At 44.7% G+C, this 18,450-nt stretch carries 20 protein-coding genes; 10 read left to right on the forward strand and 10 right to left on the reverse strand.

The genetic code is table 11. The features are described from left to right. Positions 1-151 precede the first annotated feature (151 nt). Both QUA74_RS27185 and QUA74_RS27190 read left to right on the forward strand, forming a co-directional pair. Positions 152-274, forward strand: a complete 123-nt coding sequence (locus tag QUA74_RS27185) for a hypothetical protein (RefSeq protein ID WP_333335258.1) — start codon at positions 152-154, stop codon at positions 272-274. A 366-nt stretch (positions 275-640) separates the two neighbouring features. After that, positions 641-1,465, forward strand: coding sequence for a biotin--[acetyl-CoA-carboxylase] ligase (locus QUA74_RS27190; RefSeq protein ID WP_333335261.1), 825 nt, complete (start codon positions 641-643; stop codon positions 1,463-1,465). A gap of 119 nt (positions 1,466-1,584) precedes the next feature. Here QUA74_RS27190 and QUA74_RS27195 read toward each other — a convergent pair whose 3' ends face one another. Continuing rightward, on the reverse strand, positions 1,585-5,196 hold the full coding sequence (locus QUA74_RS27195) for an OmpA family protein (RefSeq protein ID WP_333335264.1): 3,612 nt from the start codon (positions 5,194-5,196) through the stop codon (positions 1,585-1,587). 120 nt (positions 5,197-5,316) lie between these two features. Continuing rightward, positions 5,317-6,414 carry a 4-hydroxythreonine-4-phosphate dehydrogenase PdxA gene (gene pdxA, locus QUA74_RS27200; RefSeq protein ID WP_333335267.1) on the reverse strand — a complete coding sequence of 366 codons (1,098 nt, stop codon included), beginning with the start codon at positions 6,412-6,414 and terminating at the stop codon, positions 5,317-5,319. A gap of 70 nt (positions 6,415-6,484) precedes the next feature. Between pdxA and petM the strand changes: the two genes are divergently transcribed. The 3 genes from petM (at position 6,485) to QUA74_RS27215 (ending at position 8,683) form a co-directional block, all read left to right on the forward strand. After that, complete coding sequence (petM, locus tag QUA74_RS27205; RefSeq protein WP_172189541.1) at positions 6,485-6,589, forward strand: cytochrome b6-f complex subunit PetM; 105 nt, start codon at positions 6,485-6,487, stop codon at positions 6,587-6,589. 197 nt (positions 6,590-6,786) lie between these two features. After that, positions 6,787-7,764, forward strand: a complete 978-nt coding sequence (locus tag QUA74_RS27210) for an NmrA family NAD(P)-binding protein (protein ID WP_333335270.1) — start codon at positions 6,787-6,789, stop codon at positions 7,762-7,764. A 1-nt stretch (position 7,765) separates the two neighbouring features. Then, the gene (locus tag QUA74_RS27215) at positions 7,766-8,683 is read left to right on the forward strand and encodes an NAD(+) kinase (protein WP_333335273.1); all 918 of its coding nucleotides are present in this window, start codon (positions 7,766-7,768) and stop codon (positions 8,681-8,683) included. A gap of 213 nt (positions 8,684-8,896) precedes the next feature. Here the strand turns inward: QUA74_RS27215 and QUA74_RS27220 are convergent, their stop codons facing one another. From QUA74_RS27220 to QUA74_RS27245, 6 genes are all read right to left on the reverse strand, one after another. After that, positions 8,897-9,319, reverse strand: coding sequence for an aspartyl protease family protein (locus QUA74_RS27220; protein WP_333335276.1), 423 nt, complete (start codon positions 9,317-9,319; stop codon positions 8,897-8,899). After that, entirely contained in the window at positions 9,312-9,515 is a 204-nt protein-coding gene (locus QUA74_RS27225; RefSeq protein WP_333335279.1) for a hypothetical protein, read from the reverse strand. The genes QUA74_RS27220 and QUA74_RS27225 overlap by 8 nt, the downstream gene beginning before the upstream one ends. Before the next feature lie 279 nt (positions 9,516-9,794). After that, positions 9,795-10,778: a DUF6414 family protein gene (locus tag QUA74_RS27230; RefSeq protein WP_333335282.1), complete on the reverse strand. Its 984-nt coding sequence runs from the start codon at positions 10,776-10,778 to the stop codon at positions 9,795-9,797. After that, positions 10,738-11,769 (reverse strand): CHAT domain-containing protein, encoded by a 1,032-nt coding sequence (locus QUA74_RS27235; RefSeq protein ID WP_333335285.1) that lies wholly within the window; start codon positions 11,767-11,769, stop codon positions 10,738-10,740. Before QUA74_RS27235 ends, QUA74_RS27230 begins: the two co-directional genes overlap by 41 nt. 220 nt (positions 11,770-11,989) lie before the next feature. Continuing rightward, entirely contained in the window at positions 11,990-12,901 is a 912-nt protein-coding gene (gene era, locus QUA74_RS27240; protein ID WP_333335307.1) for a GTPase Era, read from the reverse strand. 68 nt (positions 12,902-12,969) lie between these two features. Next, a complete protein-coding gene (locus tag QUA74_RS27245; RefSeq protein WP_333335287.1) occupies positions 12,970-13,305 on the reverse strand; it encodes a hypothetical protein in 336 nt (111 codons plus the stop codon). A gap of 104 nt (positions 13,306-13,409) precedes the next feature. Between QUA74_RS27245 and QUA74_RS27250 the strand changes: the two genes are divergently transcribed. Beyond that, a complete protein-coding gene (locus QUA74_RS27250) occupies positions 13,410-13,841 on the forward strand; it encodes a hypothetical protein (protein WP_333335290.1) in 432 nt (143 codons plus the stop codon). 566 nt (positions 13,842-14,407) lie between these two features. Here QUA74_RS27250 and QUA74_RS27255 read toward each other — a convergent pair. Then, positions 14,408-14,680 (reverse strand): hypothetical protein, encoded by a 273-nt coding sequence (locus QUA74_RS27255; RefSeq protein WP_333073661.1) that lies wholly within the window; start codon positions 14,678-14,680, stop codon positions 14,408-14,410. A 252-nt stretch (positions 14,681-14,932) separates the two neighbouring features. Here QUA74_RS27255 and QUA74_RS27260 point away from each other — a divergent pair, with 252 nt between their 5' ends. From QUA74_RS27260 to QUA74_RS27275, 4 genes are all read left to right on the forward strand, one after another. Further along, positions 14,933-15,490: an NUDIX hydrolase gene (locus tag QUA74_RS27260; RefSeq protein ID WP_333335293.1), complete on the forward strand. Its 558-nt coding sequence runs from the start codon at positions 14,933-14,935 to the stop codon at positions 15,488-15,490. Positions 15,491-15,679: 189 nt separating this feature from the next. Next, on the forward strand, positions 15,680-16,435 hold the full coding sequence (locus QUA74_RS27265) for an ATP-binding cassette domain-containing protein (protein ID WP_333335296.1): 756 nt from the start codon (positions 15,680-15,682) through the stop codon (positions 16,433-16,435). 52 nt (positions 16,436-16,487) lie between these two features. Next, positions 16,488-16,949, forward strand: coding sequence for a DUF29 domain-containing protein (locus QUA74_RS27270; RefSeq protein ID WP_333335299.1), 462 nt, complete (start codon positions 16,488-16,490; stop codon positions 16,947-16,949). 33 nt (positions 16,950-16,982) lie between these two features. After that, entirely contained in the window at positions 16,983-17,633 is a 651-nt protein-coding gene (locus QUA74_RS27275) for an ABC transporter permease (RefSeq protein ID WP_333335302.1), read from the forward strand. On the opposite strand, the gene QUA74_RS27280 is transcribed toward QUA74_RS27275, so the two are convergent. Further along, positions 17,620-18,255, reverse strand: coding sequence for a DUF1802 family protein (locus tag QUA74_RS27280; protein ID WP_333335305.1), 636 nt, complete (start codon positions 18,253-18,255; stop codon positions 17,620-17,622). The genes QUA74_RS27275 and QUA74_RS27280 overlap by 14 nt on opposite strands. Between the last annotated feature and the right edge of the window lie 195 nt (positions 18,256-18,450).

The following is an 18,450-nucleotide window of genomic DNA, read 5'->3' on the forward strand; positions in this document are numbered from 1 at the left end:
TCTCAGACTTGTCTGATGAGTGTGCTATATTCAGATTTTCGCCGATTGTCGGAGATTGTCTGGATTAAAAGTATCAGTAACGAGACTTGAACTCGCAACCTTTCGCTCGACAGGCGACTGCTCTGACCGGTTGAGCTATACCCCCGCGAAAATGAACAATATTCTGTCCTTGAATTACACAAGTTGGGACGGGGTGGCGGTTGATTCCGCGTACTACAACCCGATCGGGCTATTGTTGCCGGAGTCTACACCGCCGATGTCCACAATTATGTGACATGATTAACTTCCTATTCAGTTTTCAAGGTTCATATTGCTCGTGGGGTAAGGCTTTGAAGCTCTTTCCCCTTCGCCATACATTTATACTACATTGTGTAATACAAGACTGTCAAGGGGGTAATACAACTTTTTTTTAAATTGGGTTTTTTAAAGGGGTGTCGATCGCTCCAATAAACCCTCACTTTTCCCCAAAACCTTTATATATCAAGGGGTTGGGTGCTAAATAGGTGGTGTGGCGCAAGGTTAATCTGATGCTGAAACTGTACTACACTCCAATGTCTCTAAATTCTCGCCGTCGCGCGAGGTGGCACTTCTGGAAAATGGGATAATCAGCTTTTAGATATCAAATACTACAAATCAAATCTTGTCTGAATTGCCCTTAACTCCCGTGCCCGCATCCCCAGAACCCGATCGCCCAAACCTCCCTCACTGGCTACACTCCTTGGATACCTGTCCGAGTACCAACAGTTGGGCGATCGCCCGCGCGACCCAACTCCACCACGGAGATGCAGTATTTACCAAGCGGCAAACCAGCGGGCGCGGCCAACACGGGCGCACCTGGCACGCCCCAAGCGGTGTGTTGACTGTTAGTTTTGTACTCGAAAACCTCAACCCCACTCTGTTGCCGGGACTCAGTTTAGCAGCGGGTTTAGCTGTGATTTACGCGATCGAAGATTTGGTTCCCGACTGTCGCGATATGCTGCGCCTGAAATGGCCAAACGATGTCTGGATCGATCGCCACAAATTAGCCGGAATTCTCTGCGAAGCCACTTCGGGCAATGCTTTGGGCAAAACTCGCGCCATTGTGGGAATTGGACTCAACCGCTGCGTAGATTTCGCGGCTGCGGGATTGGATGAAAGGGATCTCGGCAATGCGGTAAGCTTGCATTCTATTGCTAGTACAGTACCAGATGAACTGTGTTTGCTCGATCGACTGCGGCACTATTTACTCGAACTAGCCGATATGTTTTCTACCACAGACAAGCCAGCCTCCAAGTCCGGTTTAGCGCTACTTTTGCCGGAATTGCGCCGCCGCGATGCGTTGATTGGCTGCCCGGTGGCGATCGAACTTTCCTCAGAAACCATCTGCGGAGAAGCAGCCGGCATTGATGGAAGCGGCCGCTTGTTAATATGCTTGGCGGGCGATCGAATACAAGCCTTTACCTCCGGGCGAGTTCGATTAATTTAAGAGGCAGTTGTCAGTTGTCAGTGGGCAGTTGTCAGTTGTCAGTGGGCAGTTGTCAGTTGTCATCACTCAACGCCGTCAACAGTCAACAATTCCCAATTCCCTATTCCCAATTCCCAATTTTAATTTATCACCTCAAATATTACCAATCTGCTCAGCCACAGCGGTTGATTTGCCTCCACACCTTCCGGACGACCCTTAGTAGAAGCAACTTGTATTCTGTTGCCATTTATCCCTTGTCTAACCAAAATATTTTTCACATTTGTCGCCCTTTCCAGTGCCAACTTTTTATTTTCTACCGGAGTGCTTTTAAAATCGCTGTAGCCCACTATCCTTAAATTCTTCATGCGATTTTTCTCCATATATTCCTTGACTTTGCTAAGCTTTTGTGCTACGTCTTTCGCCTCCAAACTTGCCGAGCCTGCACCGAAATACACCCGAACTGGCATTATTATCTTTGGCGGCGGTGGAGTTCCTATTATCACTGTATTTGTTACCGACTTCACCCCCGGAATTTTCTCAAAAGCTTGAGTTATTTTCTGAGCATCTGGCACTTTGCTTACGCTGCCTGCAACGGCGACTTTTCCCTCTGCATAGCGAGCTGAGATATCAATGCTTTCTACTTTATTCAAAAGAGCTGCCGTCCGCTTGACATCGGCTTCTACTAAAACCGGATCGGGAGGTACTTCAACGGCTATAATTTTATTGTCAATTTTTAATTGGGGAGCCGCTTGGTGAGCTATTTTTTCCGCTTTAGAGCGCAGCTTTTGATTCGGCACTCGTCCCGAAATCTCCAATAATTTATCTTTAACATCTGCCGCGATACGATAAACCGATAACTCTGGAGCAGATTGTAATGCTAAATTCGTATCTGCTTCTAAGCTCGCTTCAACTCCGCTGCGGTATTGATGAATTCCCCAAGGTACGCCAATTAAACCTAACGCTGCCAAACCGATAATGGGTAAAATTGGCAGTTTAGGAGATTTAACTTTTACCTCTGTATCGATTAATTTTTGCAATTTCGAGTTTACTTCGGGTGGCACAGTTGCTGGATCGCCGTTAAATGACTGAATTTGCTCTCCGTATTCTTGAACAATATTGTTGAATATTGATCGCATTTTATACTTAAACCACTGGCGGGTTTCTCCTTGCATCACTACTGCCAGATAACACGAACCCGCAACTTCCAATACGATGGTAGATGTGCCGTATTCTATTGCATCAATTTCTGCAATATTTCCCGACTGAGATATGCAATCGTTGACAAAAGCCCGAATAGCAGTCAGCATTCCCGCTACCATGTCTGATTCTAGCTGTTCGCGTTCAGACTTCTGCACTGCTGAAATTACTAAGCCCGATTTTGCTTGAATTAAAAAGACAGCTTTAACACTCATTGGTGTTGTTTCTTTTATCAGCAATTCCGCTTCAGAAATGCCCTGTAATTTGGCTTTAATTTTGCGGCTAATTCCCTCTGGACTTAAAGCTGATTCGAGTTTTTCATTAATCTCCCGCATCATTTCGGCGATGTATTTTAAAATCGTGCTGCCGATGATCGGATAAAGTGCATCCGACATTGCTTCTCGCTTGAGATGAATTTGCTGTTTGATAGCGGCGGCCATTTCCGGCGCGATCGCCATTGCAATTTCATCGGGCGATTCACTGATTCTGTGGCTAATTCCTACAGACAGAGCCGGTGATATGGCTACTCCCATCGATTGCCTATTTTCTCGGCTTTTGGTATTAATTATTTCATCAATTATCGGAGCGATTGTTGCGGTAAATGATTTTCTAGACTCGTTAATTGTTTGGAGCATCATTTCAGGAAAGATGAGTCTTATTCGGGCCTCTAATTGTTCCCGATCGCCTCCCCATTCCGCATCAGTAATTTTGCGATCAAGTTCCCCTACTTTATCGTTGAGTCTGTAATTATAACTTACAACTTCATCTAACAATGGTAAAATAGATTCGATGACCGACTTTTGTAGTTGGGCGTGATGGCTAACCATCAGCTCGTCAATCAAAGGTTTCAGTAAATCTGTAAACAAGTCTGTGGATTCATAAATCCGGTGTTCGATCGCCACAATCTGTTGTTCGATCTTCCCAAGTCTTTGATCGATCTTTTTATTCTGAATGATGGCATCGACAGCGGGGGCGATCGCAGATTCTATCTCTAGCTTTGCTTCCCCGATGTTTCGAGATATCATTTCTACAATCACTGGCATTATTCTTGCCATCAACCCTTCTATCTCGCCTAAAACTTGCTGCTGAACTTCGAGAATCTTAGTTTCATTATTTAATATTTGTGCTGCAATACCGCTGTTTTGAATAGCCGTGTTGACACCAGGTGCGATCGCCTCTCTCACCTCTAACTTGGTCTCCTCGATTTTCCGGTTCAGCGACTCAATCATTAACGGCATTAACCTTGCCATTATATCTTCCGGCTGAGTTTTTTGCTGTCGCTGAAGATTATTGAGTCTACTTTCTACGTCGCTCAATTTTCCTTGAAATTCTCTTTGAAGAATTGCTGATTGCATCAAAGGTTCAATCGTCGCGGCTACTTGTAATTTTGATTCATCGATTTTCTGATTCAGCAAATCAGTTATTGCCGGCATTAGCATCGCCATTATCTCTTCTGGCTTCTGAATTGGCGACTGTTGCGTAGCCAGTCGGCGCTCGATGATGCTCAATACTTTTTCTTCTATTTCTACCCAAGCTATTCTTACCTGTACTGAGGGGGCAACAGCTTCTACAACCTCTAATTTTAATTCACTAATTTTGCGGTTCAGTAAATCGCTCACTACCGGCACTAACTGCTTAATTAAATCTTCCGGCTGCTGCTGGTAACGCTGCTGAATATTCGCAACTCTATCTTCAATTCTTACTACCTGTTCTTCAAGTCCGTTTTGATTGTGAATTACTTGATTGACTCTCGGTGCGATCGCCGAAGCTACCTCTAACTTAGACTCCTCTACCTTACGGTTGAGCAGATCGCCCACTACTGGCATCAGCCGTTGGATTAAGTGTTCTGTATTCGGCAGTGGCTGCTGGTTCAAGTTAGCAATTTGATTTTCCCAATCTGCTAATTTTGCCTCCAACTCGATGCGATTAATTTTATTATTGCTCGCGAGGTCGATCGCCTTTTTCAATTCCAACTTCAACCCATCTAATTCTTCTCTCACTAACTCAGGAATTAACGGTTTCAGCAAAATCATCAACTCTTCGGGCTCAGACATCAACTTCTCAAAATTTTCTAACCTTTGTTCCACACTCAAAACATTACTGTAAAATTCCGGTAAATCCCTTTCAAACAGTAGTTGTTGCAACTGCTTAAACTGCTCTACTGCTTGTTCTAATTCTTCTTCCGAGTGCCGATTTTTTCGGGCTACCTTCGCGGCTATAGATAAATCGGGTTCCTGATTATTGTTTTCTCGTCTTTGAGGTGGGATCTCTTCCTCGTTAGTTAATACTTCCGGTACAATACTCGGTGATTCGATCCGAAAAGACAATTGTTTGCGCCGATTTTCCTCATCCTCCAACCGCTGCACAGACTTTTCCGAAAGCGGTAACTTCAGCTCGCTTGGTTCTTTTTTGGATTTCTTCAATAACTGAAATTCAGTCAGTATGGTTAGCAATTCCTGAAGTTGCTCTCCAGCTTTAGAACTTGCCAGAGTTGCATCAGAAACCTCTTTTTCTGACTGATATATTTTGCCTGAATTATCATTAAATGCTGCCATACTGCGCTACCAATAGTTGATTTTAATCGACCGAAGGAAATTACCAGCTTGCTTGCCGCCTCACCCCAGCGAAAATCAATAGGAATGACACAATTGTTCCAAGCGTCAGGCGTACTAAAGCTATCGCCCTATTTTAACTGCTGTTCTGCGACTAGCCAACTGGGCGGCCAACTGCAATGCTGCCTTCATGCTGGAGGCATCTGCAATCCCTTGACCTACAATATCAAAAGCTGTGCCGTGATCCGGAGACGTGCGGACAAAAGGCAAGCCAATTGTAGTGTTGACTGCTTTATCGAAAGCCATCAATTTTACTGGAATCAACCCCTGGTCGTGGTACATTGCCAAGTAACCGTCGTGAGCTTCTGTGGCTAAACCGTACCAAACTTTAGCCGGTTTTACCCACAGGGTATCGGGGGGTACTGGCCCGTCTAACTGCACTTGAGGAAAGCGATCGCGCTGCGTTTCCAACCAAGGTATCATCCAGTCTTGCTCTTCATTTCCCAGTTTGCCATTTTCGCCGCTGTGAGGATTTAAGCCAGAAATCGCAATTTTCGGTCTTTCCAGCCCAAAATCTTCCCGCAAACAGTCTATCAATAATTCTAGTTTTTCACTCAGCAATTCTGGAGTCAACGCATCTGGGACTTGACGGAGTGAAATATGTGTGGTAGCGAGTAAAGTTACTAGCGTCCAACCGCTGTGTGGAGATGTGGCGGCAAACAGCATTCCGAATCGCTGGGATTTTGCCCTTTCTGCGAGGAGTTCTGTTTGTCCGGGATAATTGTAACCGGCCGCCTGCCAGCAAGTTTTGGAAATTGGGCCGGTGACGATGGCGGAGAATTCGCCGGCGATGGTACGGGCGATCGCGCTTTCCATGTAAGCAAAGCTAGCCGCCCCGCTAGCTGCACTCCCGACACCGGGGACTATTTCGCCCCACTTGTTGTCTGGTTCAATATCAATAATATTTAATGTTTCGGGATTTGCCGCTTCTGCTGCTGGATTGCTCGATCGCAACTTATCGTAAGTTTCCTGCAAAACTCTCCTAGAACCTATAACTGTTACTCTCAAACCAGCAGCGGGATCTGCCAATGCCTTGAGAATCACTTCCGGGCCAATTCCCGCCGGATCTCCCAGAGTTACAGCTAGTTGTGATTCCCGATCGAGACTCAAGGCAGTTTTCTCCAACAAAATACAGGAATTTCGGCACTGAAATTTTAGCATTCATGTACCTGGTTGCCCCAAATTATATTATCTTTATTTAATGCGATCGCCCAATTGGACTTATCAAATCATGAATCCTGAAATTTTCAATGCAGCCTTTTTGTCCTTTTCTCTAATTTTCGTGGGTATAGGTGGAGGCTTCCTCCTGCTCAAATTGCAAGGCGGCGAAGAATAAGTTTTTTTCAACCAATCCTTCACAAGCCTTCTACCTTCTGCCTTCTAGAGTCTACTTGCTGCCGAAAGCAAGCCTGCTGGCGAATATCTCAAGCCTAAAATGAGAAAATTTCAGGTTTTTGTTAAGTTTTTATAACAAACTTAACAAAAACCTGATACCATCTTATAGAAAGTTTAAGATTCATAATTAATCCCTAGATGACTTTATTGATTTTAGGTGCCACCGGCACTCTCGGCCGCCAAATAGCCCGCCGCGCCCTAGACGAGGGCTACCAGGTGCGCTGTTTAGTCAGAAGTTACAGAAAAGCTGCATTTTTGAAAGAATGGGGCGCTGAACTCGTACCGGGAAACCTTTGCCAGCCAGACAGTCTGCCTCCGGCCCTAGAAGGCGTCAGTGCTATTATCGATGCAGCAACAGCAAGTGCAGCCGATTCTGTCAGCATCAAAAGAGTAGACTGGGACGGAAAAGTATCGCTGATCCAAGCAGCAGCAGCAGCAGGCATCAAGCGTTACATATTCTTTTCCTTTCTCGACGCGGAGAAATATCCCCAAGTCCCCTTGTTGGAAATCAAGCGCTGTACCGAATTGTTCTTAGCAGAATCCGGTCTAGACTATACAATCTTGAGACCTTGCGGCTTTTTGCAAGGACTGCTGAGCCTGTATGCAATGCCGATTTTGGACAATCAGGCAGTCTGGCTGCCCAACAAGCCATCCGCCCTTGCCTACATGAACACTCAGGACGTTGCTAAATTTGCCGTCCGGGCCCTTTCCGTTCCCGAAACCGAGAAAAAAAGCTTTCCGGTGGTGGGAAATCGCGCTTGGGATGCTGACGAAATCGTGCGGTTGTGCGAACGGCTGTCAGGGAAGGAAGCCAAAATTACGCGCACCCCAGATGTCTTGTTGCAGGGTACTCGTAAATTAGCTACCTTCTTTCAGTGGAGTTGGAACGTAGCTGACAGATTGGCTTTTTCAGAAGTTTTAGCCGCCGGAAAACCCTTGAAAGCTCCGATGGATGATGTTTACAGTGTCTTCGGAATCGACCCTAAAGAAACTACTACTTTGGAGTCTTATCTCGAAGAATACTTTAATCTGATTATGAAGAAGCTCAAGGAAATAGAGTACGAGCAGCTTAAGACTAAAAAACGGAGTAAACAAAAAATGCCCTTTACATTTTAAAGTGCCGAAAGCTGGGATTATATACAACGACGTTAAACCTGTGGCTTGTCGCATCGCCGCAGAGTTGGAAGACAAGCTGACTGCCCGCGGCTGGGAGGTTTGCTCGGTTTCTGGTTCCGGAGGAATTCTGGGCTATTCTAGCCCCGATCGCCCGATGTGCCACAACCCGATCGAACAACTCGTCCCCCCCGGTTTTGACAGCGACATGGAGTTTGCAGTGGTTTTGGGCGGCGACGGTACGGTGCTGTCGGCATTTCGCCAAGTCGCTCCGATTGGAGTGCCGCTGTTGACTGTCAATACCGGTCACATGGGCTTTTTAACAGAAACTTACCTGAACTTGCTGCCGCAAGCTTTGGAAAAGGTAATCGCTGGAGAATACGAAATAGAAGAAAGATCGATGCTGGCGGTGCGGCTGTTTCGAGAAAACGACTGCCTCTGGGAAGCCCTTTGTCTCAATGAAATGGTGCTGCACCGGGAACCGCTGACTTGTATGTGTCATTTTGAAGTGGCGATCGGTCAGCACGCCTCTATTGACATTGCCGCAGATGGAGTCATCATCGCGACTCCGACAGGATCGACAGCTTACGCCCTTTCTGCCGGCGGCCCTGTCATCATTCCCGGAGTGCCGGTGTTGCAGTTGCTGCCAATTTGCCCGCATTCAATGGCTTCGCGGGCTTTGGTGTTTTCCAACACTGAGCCGGTCAAGATTTTACCGGCGAGTCCAAACCGCCTGGTAATGGTGGTAGACGGGAACGGCGGATGTTATGTTCTGCCCGAAGATTGGGTGCAAGTCGAGCGAGCTCAGTACCAAGCCCGCTTTATTCGGGTGCAATCTTTTGAGTTTTTCCACATTTTGCGGGAAAAATTGGGCTGGGGCTTGCCTCACATTGCTAAACCGAGTTCCGTTGAGTTGCCTTGATAGTTGTTGGTAATAAGCGGAGTGTAGCGGAGTGCTAAAGTCCCGTCCTTTTGGGGCGGCTTTTTCTTCGCGTTCAGGTTTCTAAGTTTTTGTGCAGGATAAGGCTCGATCGGAATCTCCTACGGAATCCTTAATTCTCGATCGAGATTCCGAACCATCTCCAAAGTCAGGCTGCGTTTACGAGATAACGGTATAGTTGGAGAGTCTTCATTTCTATTCACTCTGCTTAGGACGGATTTCAAATTCTGAACGTGCCCGGAAGAAACAGACATCAAACTCGAAGAAGAAATTAGCTTGCCCCAAAATCAAAGGTACATTGGTTGCTTGTGTCCAGGCAAATGCCAGGTTAAGCATTGGGAATGAACTAACTCGAGCATTAACAACGACTGCGCGGGCTTCAAATCGAGCCAAATTCCCAGCCAATACGACTGAGAGTGTCTCATTTTCCCAGACTAAGCCCAGTTGTAGCCCTAACTCGTAGGGCAAAACATTAACGCTTGCGCCTGTATCTAATAAGCCCTCAGCGTTCAAGGATTGACCGTTCAGGCTGAGTGTCAATGGCAGATACGGCATTCGATCGACCATGCCAAGACTGCTGTCAATGATTTTGTAGGGAAATCTCTGAGCGTCAATCATTCTGTTCTTGTTGTTTTGTCGTCAGAAGATTCATTAAAACATTGGCAGCCTCCGAGCAATTGTAAGGCGACCAGACCGGATACTCTCGATCGGCAACAAAAAAGTTTGTTGCATCTTCTTCTTTGACCAGTTCTGTTGCCAGAAACTGCATCAGCCGAAGCTTGTCAATTTTTGAAAGTTCCTGGATCTGTGACATTAGTTCAGCCAATGGCATTTGAGAATCTCCTCGTTTGAGGTTTGGCGAAAAGATTGGATCTACTAGCTTGTTGCATGGTGCGCGATCGAAGCGTGTCTATTTATTCTACCAATTTTCTGTAGGTCAAGCTCTCGATCGAGATTCCAAATTATCTCCAAAGTCAGGCAGCGTTTATGAGATAACGGCTAAAGTGAGTGGCGGCGAGTAGACTAGAACGTAGGGCGAAGACTCTGTACCGTCCGCTCCACTGTCTTGTTATACCTCTTACCCGCAGAAGAATCAAAACTCTCTGTAGATTGCAATTGGATCTACCATAATCTCATTTTTGAGTTTTCCAGTAAATTGCTTTTCCATCTCAGAGAGCTTTAAGATCATCTGAGCAACAGCCTCTTTCATATCTCCTGAACCCGAAGATTCTTCAGCAGGTAAATCAGTTTGCCCATCCTTACTTTGAGTAACTGTTCCAAAAATTATAAAGTCTTTCTCTGAGTATCTAGAATACTTCTTGACGATAAGATTCTCTTCCTCTCTTAAGTACTCTCTCTTTAAAAGTGCGCTAAACAAATAGTTCCCTTCCGGTTCAGATGAAAGATACGTTCTGACCTCAAACTGATCTTTATAGCCATAATTTAAAACAACCCCGACGTTATCAAGAAACTCTTGATCTATGTTCCAGCCTAGATGCTTAGCTATAATAGATAGATCATTTATCTTCTTAGGAGAGTGCTTGGCAAAAGCCTTTTCATTTTTGTTTTTCGATTGAACTAAGGCATCACTGAGTTGATTTCGCAACTCCTCTAGATTTGAATAGCTAGCAAGGTAAGCACAAGCCATTCCAAGTTGGTTAATATTTTTAATGGTTTCATTGACTATTTTTACATCATTAAATAGAAGCCTTCCTCTTATCTTGATAAAGTCGTAGTCGTCAAGATTCTTGATTTTCTTTCCAATGTTACTTGAGTCAATCTGCAAAACTCTTTTATCATCAAAGAGCTTCTCTTCAAAAAGACTGTAAGAGTAATCATGCAGAAATTTCCTCTCCTCAGTAGAAGCTTCCTTATTAAGGATATCAGCTAAGACTCGTCCACTTCCTACAGGTCCTTCCTGAGCCTCTAGCTCATTCCTTTTATTACCAGAGTAATTTGTTACGTATTCCGTTAGTCCTTCAAATATCTGTGAGGAGATTGAGTACATTTTGTACTCATCTAGATAAATAAATGACTTAATCCTCTTTTTGCTGTTTCCTTTGGGTGTACTCTTCATAAAATTGCTGGCGAAGCTCCACTTGATCAACGTCACTTCCATTCAAGGAAGGAACATTATGTACAGTCGATGGAGAAAAGATCTCACGAATTGTCAAAAAAGATTCTTTAATTTCAGCATGAATTTCGCAAATAGTACCATCTTTGATACCTGCGGCTTGAAGAGGAGAATTTGAGGGAATCGCTGTTAAGAGATTTTCTCTAAGGAAGAGACTCCAATTATACATCTCTGCATTTTTGATAAAGAGACTTTCTGCAACTTCTTCCTTAAGAACAGCCAGAATGTTTTCTATTAGCGTTTGCGTTCTCATATTCCGAGCCGCAGTTACTTGATACTCTGCACCTACTTCTGTGTAAACTACGAAAAACACTATCGTGGGTACACCTTGAACATTTCCAATTGAAATACTCTTGCCTAATGCTTTCTTATTGAACAGAGTAGGTGTCAAATGCTCTGGAATTCCCTCTATACGAATAGCATTACACCCTAACTGATAACCAAACTCAAAAGATTCACCAGCACCAACTGCTGTGTAAAAGCCAACCGCAAATTCAAATGCTGCACGATCTCCGATCGCCTGTTCCATGCCTACAACGTAATTTATATGCCGCGCAATCGCCTCAGCCTGAAACTTTGAGTAACAAGCGTTTAAAACGACACACTCTACATGACTAGAGAAAAGTCTAAATAAATCTGCTAAGGCTTCTGAATCAACTAATTTTGCTTGTCCAGTTACATCTTCAAAAACCAACCCTTCTTGTCCTGCGCCATGTCCACTGAAATGTACAATTTGAGGCTTGAAATCCAACATTGATTGTTGAATATCTCTTGTACGGGTCGCACCTGTTGAATTGATAGGAACCTTACCATATCCTGCTTGACGCAAACGGTCTTTGATTTCCCGTTCCTCCTCCTGCAAACGTAAGCTTGTTGTTCCTCTTGGATTAGCAGCTAGGAACAAGATGGATTTCTGTACTTTGACTTCATTCATAACAATTAACCAAGTAGCCTAGCTAAATTCAGACTATCGTTCAACAAAAGCTCTCAAATTGGTTGCCTCAACAGACTCTCTCTAAACTATACTCCCACTGACGATATATTTGCAAAATCTTAGCCTATGGCTGCGGATCTGGCAAAGTTGCCAATCTTGTTTTTAATCTGCTTCTGAGCACATCAGGATTAAGAGAGGGAAACTGCCAACAGATAAAGTTTTATTCTTCCACGCGATAGCCCAATTCGGCTAAACGAGTGCGCGACTGCCGCCACTTCGGCTGCACCTTGACAAATAACTCCAAATATACTTTGCCTTCAATTAACTTTTGAATCTGTTCGCGGGCCGCACTGCCGATCGACTTGAGCATACTGCCGCTTTTACCGATTAAAATGCCTTTTTGGGAATCCCGTTCGACGTGAATTGTCGCCAGAATGCGAGTAATTTTTGCTTCTTCTTGAACTATGTCGATCGCAATTGCTACCGAATGCGGCACTTCTTCCCGCGTCAGCAGCAAAATCTGTTCCCGAATCAATTCGCCCATAATAAAGCGTTCCGGCTGGTCAGTCACCAAATCGGGCGGATAATAATAAGGCCCAACCTCCAAATGTTCGATTAACAATTGTTGCAGCGGCTCGACACCCTCGCCCGTGAGAGCGGAAAATTTCACTACAGGCCACTCAGGATTGACAATTTGCTCGTAAGTTCGATCGATCAACACGCAATCCGACGGTTGTTCGTCCAACTTATTCATCCCCAAAATCACTGGAATGCCGATATTGCTGAGAATTTCGACAATATATCGATCGCCCCCCCCCGATTCCACCGAACCATCCACCACAAACAGCACCACATCCACCGACTTAATCGCGGTGCGGGCATTCTGCACTAAAACCTTGCCCAATTGGTGGTGCGGCTTGTGAATTCCGGGAGTATCTACAAAAATAATTTGTGCTTCAGGTGTCGTCAGGATGCCCCGTAGCCTGTTGCGCGTCGTCTGAGACACCGGCGAAGTAATTGCAATTTTCTGCCCCACCAACTGATTCATCAGCGTTGATTTTCCGACATTCGGGCGTCCGACAATACCCACAAAGCCCGATTTGTAACCCGCCGGAGCCACGGGAACACCCATAATGTCCGATACGTCGATAAATTTACTATCTTCCACTAAAATCACCTATTTTCAAGCCCCTTCTCTGTCTATTGTCGCCTGAAAATACTCAAACGGCCATCGATGCACTGTAGCATCTTTCTCGCTTTGGTATACCCCGCAACAGTCAAAGCTCGATCGAGCCGCAAACCAGTGTTAAAACGTGATACGCGATCGGCAAAACTTGATATCTGAGACAAAATTTGATAAAGTTCCAATGACATCGATCGAAAATGAATCATTCTGGTAAAACCGACTCCCCATGCTGTAACAACTTCAGATGTGTAAATATCTAACTCAACTGAAGCTTTTCTACAGTTTGTCAGGCAAACCCGTTTTAACATTTTTGAAGATGTTTGGTAATAAATTAGGTAAGTTGAACTCACATTCAAAAGCTCAATATCATCAGGCGCTTTCTCAATAAAAGCTAGTGTCTTTTGAGCATACCTAAATTAGTGCTAATCGTCATAAAGTTGAGGAGATGAATCGAATGAAATCGAAATTATTTTGGAGTGTCTGCACCGTTTTGGTAGCAAGCTTGCCTGTTCCCGCCTTGGCTCAAACAAGCCCTCCCACCAGCCCTCAAGCAGGTATTGACTACAAGGGTGGATCGAAGAAATACCAGTTAGTACCGGGCAGAATCCAAGACAGAACCTTGCCCAGAGCTTTTGATTTTCCAATTATTACCAATGTTGCTACTGACACTAGCATCACCTCGGATTTCCTAATTACCGATCAGTTTCGCGCCCCAGCGGGTCGTACAGAATACACCGGAGCTCTCACCGCCTGGGCAACATCAATCAGAGAATGTCTCGCCAAACAACCACTTTTGATTCGAGCCAGCACTAAGAACCCGATTCAGATTAATGGTAGAGTAGGCACGATTGTCAGAAACGCAAATAACCGTGCAGTTTGCAAATAAGCCAGCAATATCACAGGGGCTAAATTGACCGTAATTGCTGTAAGGGCGGGTTCACCAATATCTCCCATGCAAGCATCGATACAGTAAACCCGTCACCGCAGCGATCTTGGGGTCAATCGAGGCCAGTTGATATAACTTTCGCTATCTAAAGATAAAAACTAGAGAGTGTTTTTGAACAAAAAGAGCAATAGGTTTTCTATTGCTCTTTTTGTTGGCGAAATTTCTATTAATATCTATTAGGACTTATATCATGTCCGGTCAATTAACCATGATTCCTGAGGGGCGGGTTCGCCAAGATATTGAATAGAAACGGGAAAATCTGTAAACCCGCCCCGGTCTTTAATCGGGGTCAATCTATGGGACATGATATTATATGATATAGGCTGAAATGACATCATATAAGAGGTTTGTAGTGAGGAATGCAAGTCCTTATCAAGGTTTAAGGACTTGCATTCCTCACTGCAAACGACATAATTACGCAGAAACCAGCTTTTTTCCAAAAAATCCCGTGGAACGCGAGGGATATAGATTTTAACACCTGGTTTATGAAAGTTTGTCTGCGTAATTCACGATTTAGTAGCGCAAAATTCATGTGTACTCAGTAAAATTTCGCCATAATCAGGAATCCAAGCTAGCCACTGTTCTTCCGAACATTCACACAACAGCCACGCTTCGTCAAAGCTGAATGCGGTTGGCGGATTGAACAATTTAACCCACATAGAAGGAGCCAATTTTGGTGCAGGTACGGCGCAGCCAAATTTTTCCCAGTCGCGGACACTGGCGAAGCTTCCGGGCGTTGGTTGGGATTGCCAAGTACGAATATCTGTTTGCAGTTGCATAACTACTCCTGTCTAGCTAAGAGTCTGCACCAGGGCGCGGTTGAAACAACGCAGAGCGAAGGCGCAGATAAACTTTGATTATGTAGTCTATGTTACGGAATTATCTAGGCGAATGTGTAGCGTTGTAGCAAAAATTTACAATCGAGAGGAAAACACAGGCTCAAAGCTGAAAAGGTCGATGTTTTATTGTTGGGTTCGGCAACGATCGCCTACCATAGCAAACAACATCTGATTTATTTCAAAAATTCCGGCATGAACCCAACTCCAAAATCCCAGTGGAAAACTCTAGATCGGTTTGTAGAAATCAACTCTCATTGGGTAAAACTAATCGCCGAACATCTCGAAACAACCGAAGGGCAAACAGTAGAATATTGGCGAGTAGAAAGAGCAGATTCAGTTGTAATCTTGACAATTCAAGCTGACAAATTGCTGTTTCCCCCATCGATGTATCGCCCCGGCGTGGCAGAAGCAACCCTGGATTTTCCCGGCGGTCGCGTACCAGCCGAAGCCACGCCAGCAGCAGCCGTTCCAGCTATACTCAAAAAAGAACTAGCCGTGACAGAAAGTGCGATCGCCCGCATCGAACCGATTAACACCGTCGGCTGGGCAATAAACAGCTCATTCTCCAATCAAAAACTCTACGGTTTTGTGGCAGAATTGCACCCGACAGCAACAGTAAACCCCGAACTTATCGGTGCTGAATATCCTGTCACCCCAGACGGAATTCGCGACTTGCTCAAAAAATTAACTTGCCTCCAATGTCGAGCATTACTGCTAGAATGGCAAAATCAAGACAATTTTAGATTGTAGGTTTTAGATTTTAGAATTGGGAATTGTCCCCCGATGCTCGCTGATTTGAATTTTAGGACTTACTCTCATCAACCCGGTTTCTCTGACAAATCTGGGGTTATGCAGCAAATTATCTAGGAAAAAACCTGCTTTATAGCCCCTTGTGTGTAAGTTTAAAATTCCTGAAAACCAACATCACCCAAACTAATCATGCCTCTCAATAATGAAGTTGCTGTCGAATGCCTCGACGTTACATATCGCCTCAACCGCAGGCATTTAGTAGACAAACTCAATTTTAAAGTGCTGCAAGGAGAAGTTTTAGTATTGCTGGGACGCAGCGGTAGTGGCAAAACTACAACCATGAAATTGATTAACAATTTACTAACGCCAAGCAGCGGCGAAGTTCTTGTCATGGGAAAATTGACAACTCAGTGGAACCCTATTCAACTGCGCCGAAAAATTGGTTATGTGATTCAAGAAATTGGTTTGTTTCCCCATTTTACCGTGGAGCAAAACGTCGGTTTAGTGCCGAAATTAGAAGGCTGGGAGGGCGATCGTATTAAATCTCGCGTCCGGCAACTGTTAGAATTAGTCAACCTCGACCCCCAACACTTCGCCAAACGCTATCCCCATCAGTTATCCGGCGGACAGCGGCAGCGGGTAGGCGTCGCTAGAGCACTGGCGGCTGACCCTCCGATATTGTTAATGGACGAACCGTTTGGTGCTTTAGACCCGATTACTCGTCTGGAATTACAGCGGGAATTCGGTCAATTGCAGCAGCAACTTGGCAAAACTGTGATTTTTGTGACTCACGGCATTCAAGAAGCTTTTTTGTTAGCTTCTAGAATTGGTTTGATGCAAGATGGACGGTTGATCGAATTGGCAACACCTGATGATTTTCTCAAATCTCAGCATCCCGAAGCTCGCGCATTTCTTGAATGTTTGCAAGTAGCTAAATTTGAATAATTTAGCAAAAATTTGATAACATAGTTTTAGTAACTAAGCTGATAATCAAACGATGCACAGTCTTTACGAGACAGACTTCTATGCTTGGACGCAAGAACAAGCCAAGTTACTTCGCAAGTGTCAGTGGAGCCAACTTGACTTGCCAAATTTAATTGAGGAGATTGAATCTTTGGGCAAACAGGAACTTCAAGAACTTAGAAATCGTTTGAGTATTTTGCTGGGACATTTGCTGAAGTGGCAATATCAGCCCCAGCAGCGCAGTCGTAGCTGGCTGTCTACAATTCGAGTGCAGCGGCGGGAAACTCAGAGACTGATACAGGAGAACCCAAGTCTGAAACCTTACTTGCAAGAAGCTTTCCAAGAAGCTTATCAAAACGGTAGAGATTTGGCAGCAGGAGAAACCGATTTACCTCTCAAAACATTTCCTCAAAATTGCCTTTACAGCTTAGAGGAAATTCTGGATTCTCGCTTCTATCCTGGTGAACCAAGTTCTGAAATAGAAAATGATTTATAAGGTTGACAGCAATCAGCAATAACCAATTACCTAATGATAAATTTTATCAACCGCTATGGCGCTGAGATAATTCAGCGCGCCAGTGAACACTTATATTTAGTAACTGTTGCAATTTTTATCGCTATTATTGTGGGGATGCCCCTGGGAATTTTAGCAACGAGAAAACCAAAATTGAAAAAGCCAATTTTGGGATTTGCTAATATTATGCAAACAATTCCCAGTTTAGCTTTGTTTGGCTTGCTAATCCCGGTGCCAGTAGTGGGTGGAATAGGCGATCGCACGGCAATTATCGCCCTCACTCTGTATTCTTTACTGCCAATTATCCGCAATACTTATACTGGTATTGTCGGCGTCGATCCAGCGATTACGGAAGCCGGAAGAGGCATGGGGATGACTGATATGCAACTGTTATGGCAAGTGGAAATTCCCCTGGCACTGGGCGTGATTCTGGCGGGTGTGCGAGTTGCCGCAGTAATTGCGATCGGGCTTGCTACAATCGCCGCTGCAATTGGCGCGGGTGGCTTGGGGGTGTTTATTTTCCGTGGCGTTGCTACCGTAAACAATCAGTTACTTTTGGCTGGGGCAATTCCGGCGGCTTTAATGGCTTTAGCTGCGGATTTTGGGCTGGGTTTGGTAGAAGCGCGCCTCTCGAAAAGTACCTTAAAAACTATTAATGAGGACTAAAATCCTGGCTACCTTCCGTCAGCGTTGTCACTCTCTGCGAACCAGAAGCATTCGCAGGATTTGCTATGAGATTGCGGATTTCATTTGAGCGTTCAATGTACTCTCGATCGCTCAAAACAGCTTGGCTTCCCTCCAGCAAAATAGCATCTGCCAAATCGATCCAAGAACGGCAACCGCCGTATTCAGGAATGTAGGGGATTTCGCGAATTTCTGCAAGGCGATAAGCCCGCAGGAATAAAATATAAATTGGTTGAGTTTGTTTCCATTTCAGGCGATCGCTAACAAATTTTTCATTCCAAATATGATAAGGAAACAACGCAGTAATGGCTGGTTCCCAAGCTACCAAAAAAACATCGGTAATCTCCGCCCAACTGCCAATTCTAATAACTTCAGGATGCCAACCAGATTCGACAGTCTTGACTTGAGGTGCAAACTCCGGTTTTAATAAATCCGGCTGTTGGTGTTCAAAAGTTGGATATAATAAAACCTGTTTGTCACCAACATTAAACTGTCCGGCTTGCTCGCGAATTCCCCCCTTCCGCAACAGTACAATCGTTTGACCTTGTTCCAAAGCATTAACTGCTACATTCCATTCTTTCAGCGCCCTAGTAGTTGATTTCATAGGAATTTATTTGAGTTTTAACAAAAATAACAAAACTCGGTACTTTCAAGCAAGTACAGCCATTTTTTCTAGTTTGCGACTAGCCTAGAAGGGATTAACGGACTGCCTTCCATTATGCAACCCACATTCCGCAGATGTGTGTGGAATTTTTTATCAGTTGTGAAAAGTTGGAGTCAAAAAGTTTTTCCCTTTAAC

Source organism: Microcoleus sp. LAD1_D3, from assembly GCF_036702135.1.
Classification (GTDB): Bacteria; Cyanobacteriota; Cyanobacteriia; order Cyanobacteriales; family Microcoleaceae; genus Microcoleus.

What these genes read in the sequence shown, in the direction of transcription:
- QUA74_RS27235 (WP_333335285.1), bottom strand. Translation starts at nt 11,769, where the DNA reads ATGAATGAAGTCAAAGTACAGAAATCCATCTTGTTCCTAGCTGCTAAT.
- QUA74_RS27220 (WP_333335276.1), bottom strand. Translation starts at nt 9,319, where the DNA reads ATGATTGACGCTCAGAGATTTCCCTACAAAATCATTGACAGCAGTCTT.
- QUA74_RS27210 (WP_333335270.1), top strand. Translation starts at nt 6,787, where the DNA reads ATGACTTTATTGATTTTAGGTGCCACCGGCACTCTCGGCCGCCAAATA.
- QUA74_RS27280 (WP_333335305.1), bottom strand. Translation starts at nt 18,255, where the DNA reads ATGAAATCAACTACTAGGGCGCTGAAAGAATGGAATGTAGCAGTTAAT.
- petM (WP_172189541.1), top strand. Translation starts at nt 6,485, where the DNA reads ATGAATCCTGAAATTTTCAATGCAGCCTTTTTGTCCTTTTCTCTAATT.
- QUA74_RS27185 (WP_333335258.1), top strand. Translation starts at nt 152, where the DNA reads ATGAACAATATTCTGTCCTTGAATTACACAAGTTGGGACGGGGTGGCG.
- era (WP_333335307.1), bottom strand. Translation starts at nt 12,901, where the DNA reads ATGGGTGTTCCCGTGGCTCCGGCGGGTTACAAATCGGGCTTTGTGGGT.
- QUA74_RS27225 (WP_333335279.1), bottom strand. Translation starts at nt 9,515, where the DNA reads ATGTCACAGATCCAGGAACTTTCAAAAATTGACAAGCTTCGGCTGATG.
- QUA74_RS27275 (WP_333335302.1), top strand. Translation starts at nt 16,983, where the DNA reads ATGATAAATTTTATCAACCGCTATGGCGCTGAGATAATTCAGCGCGCC.
- QUA74_RS27195 (WP_333335264.1), bottom strand. Translation starts at nt 5,196, where the DNA reads ATGGCAGCATTTAATGATAATTCAGGCAAAATATATCAGTCAGAAAAA.
- QUA74_RS27250 (WP_333335290.1), top strand. Translation starts at nt 13,410, where the DNA reads ATGAAATCGAAATTATTTTGGAGTGTCTGCACCGTTTTGGTAGCAAGC.
- pdxA (WP_333335267.1), bottom strand. Translation starts at nt 6,414, where the DNA reads ATGCTAAAATTTCAGTGCCGAAATTCCTGTATTTTGTTGGAGAAAACT.
- QUA74_RS27265 (WP_333335296.1), top strand. Translation starts at nt 15,680, where the DNA reads ATGCCTCTCAATAATGAAGTTGCTGTCGAATGCCTCGACGTTACATAT.
- QUA74_RS27260 (WP_333335293.1), top strand. Translation starts at nt 14,933, where the DNA reads ATGAACCCAACTCCAAAATCCCAGTGGAAAACTCTAGATCGGTTTGTA.
- QUA74_RS27255 (WP_333073661.1), bottom strand. Translation starts at nt 14,680, where the DNA reads ATGCAACTGCAAACAGATATTCGTACTTGGCAATCCCAACCAACGCCC.
- QUA74_RS27230 (WP_333335282.1), bottom strand. Translation starts at nt 10,778, where the DNA reads ATGAAGAGTACACCCAAAGGAAACAGCAAAAAGAGGATTAAGTCATTT.
- QUA74_RS27270 (WP_333335299.1), top strand. Translation starts at nt 16,488, where the DNA reads ATGCACAGTCTTTACGAGACAGACTTCTATGCTTGGACGCAAGAACAA.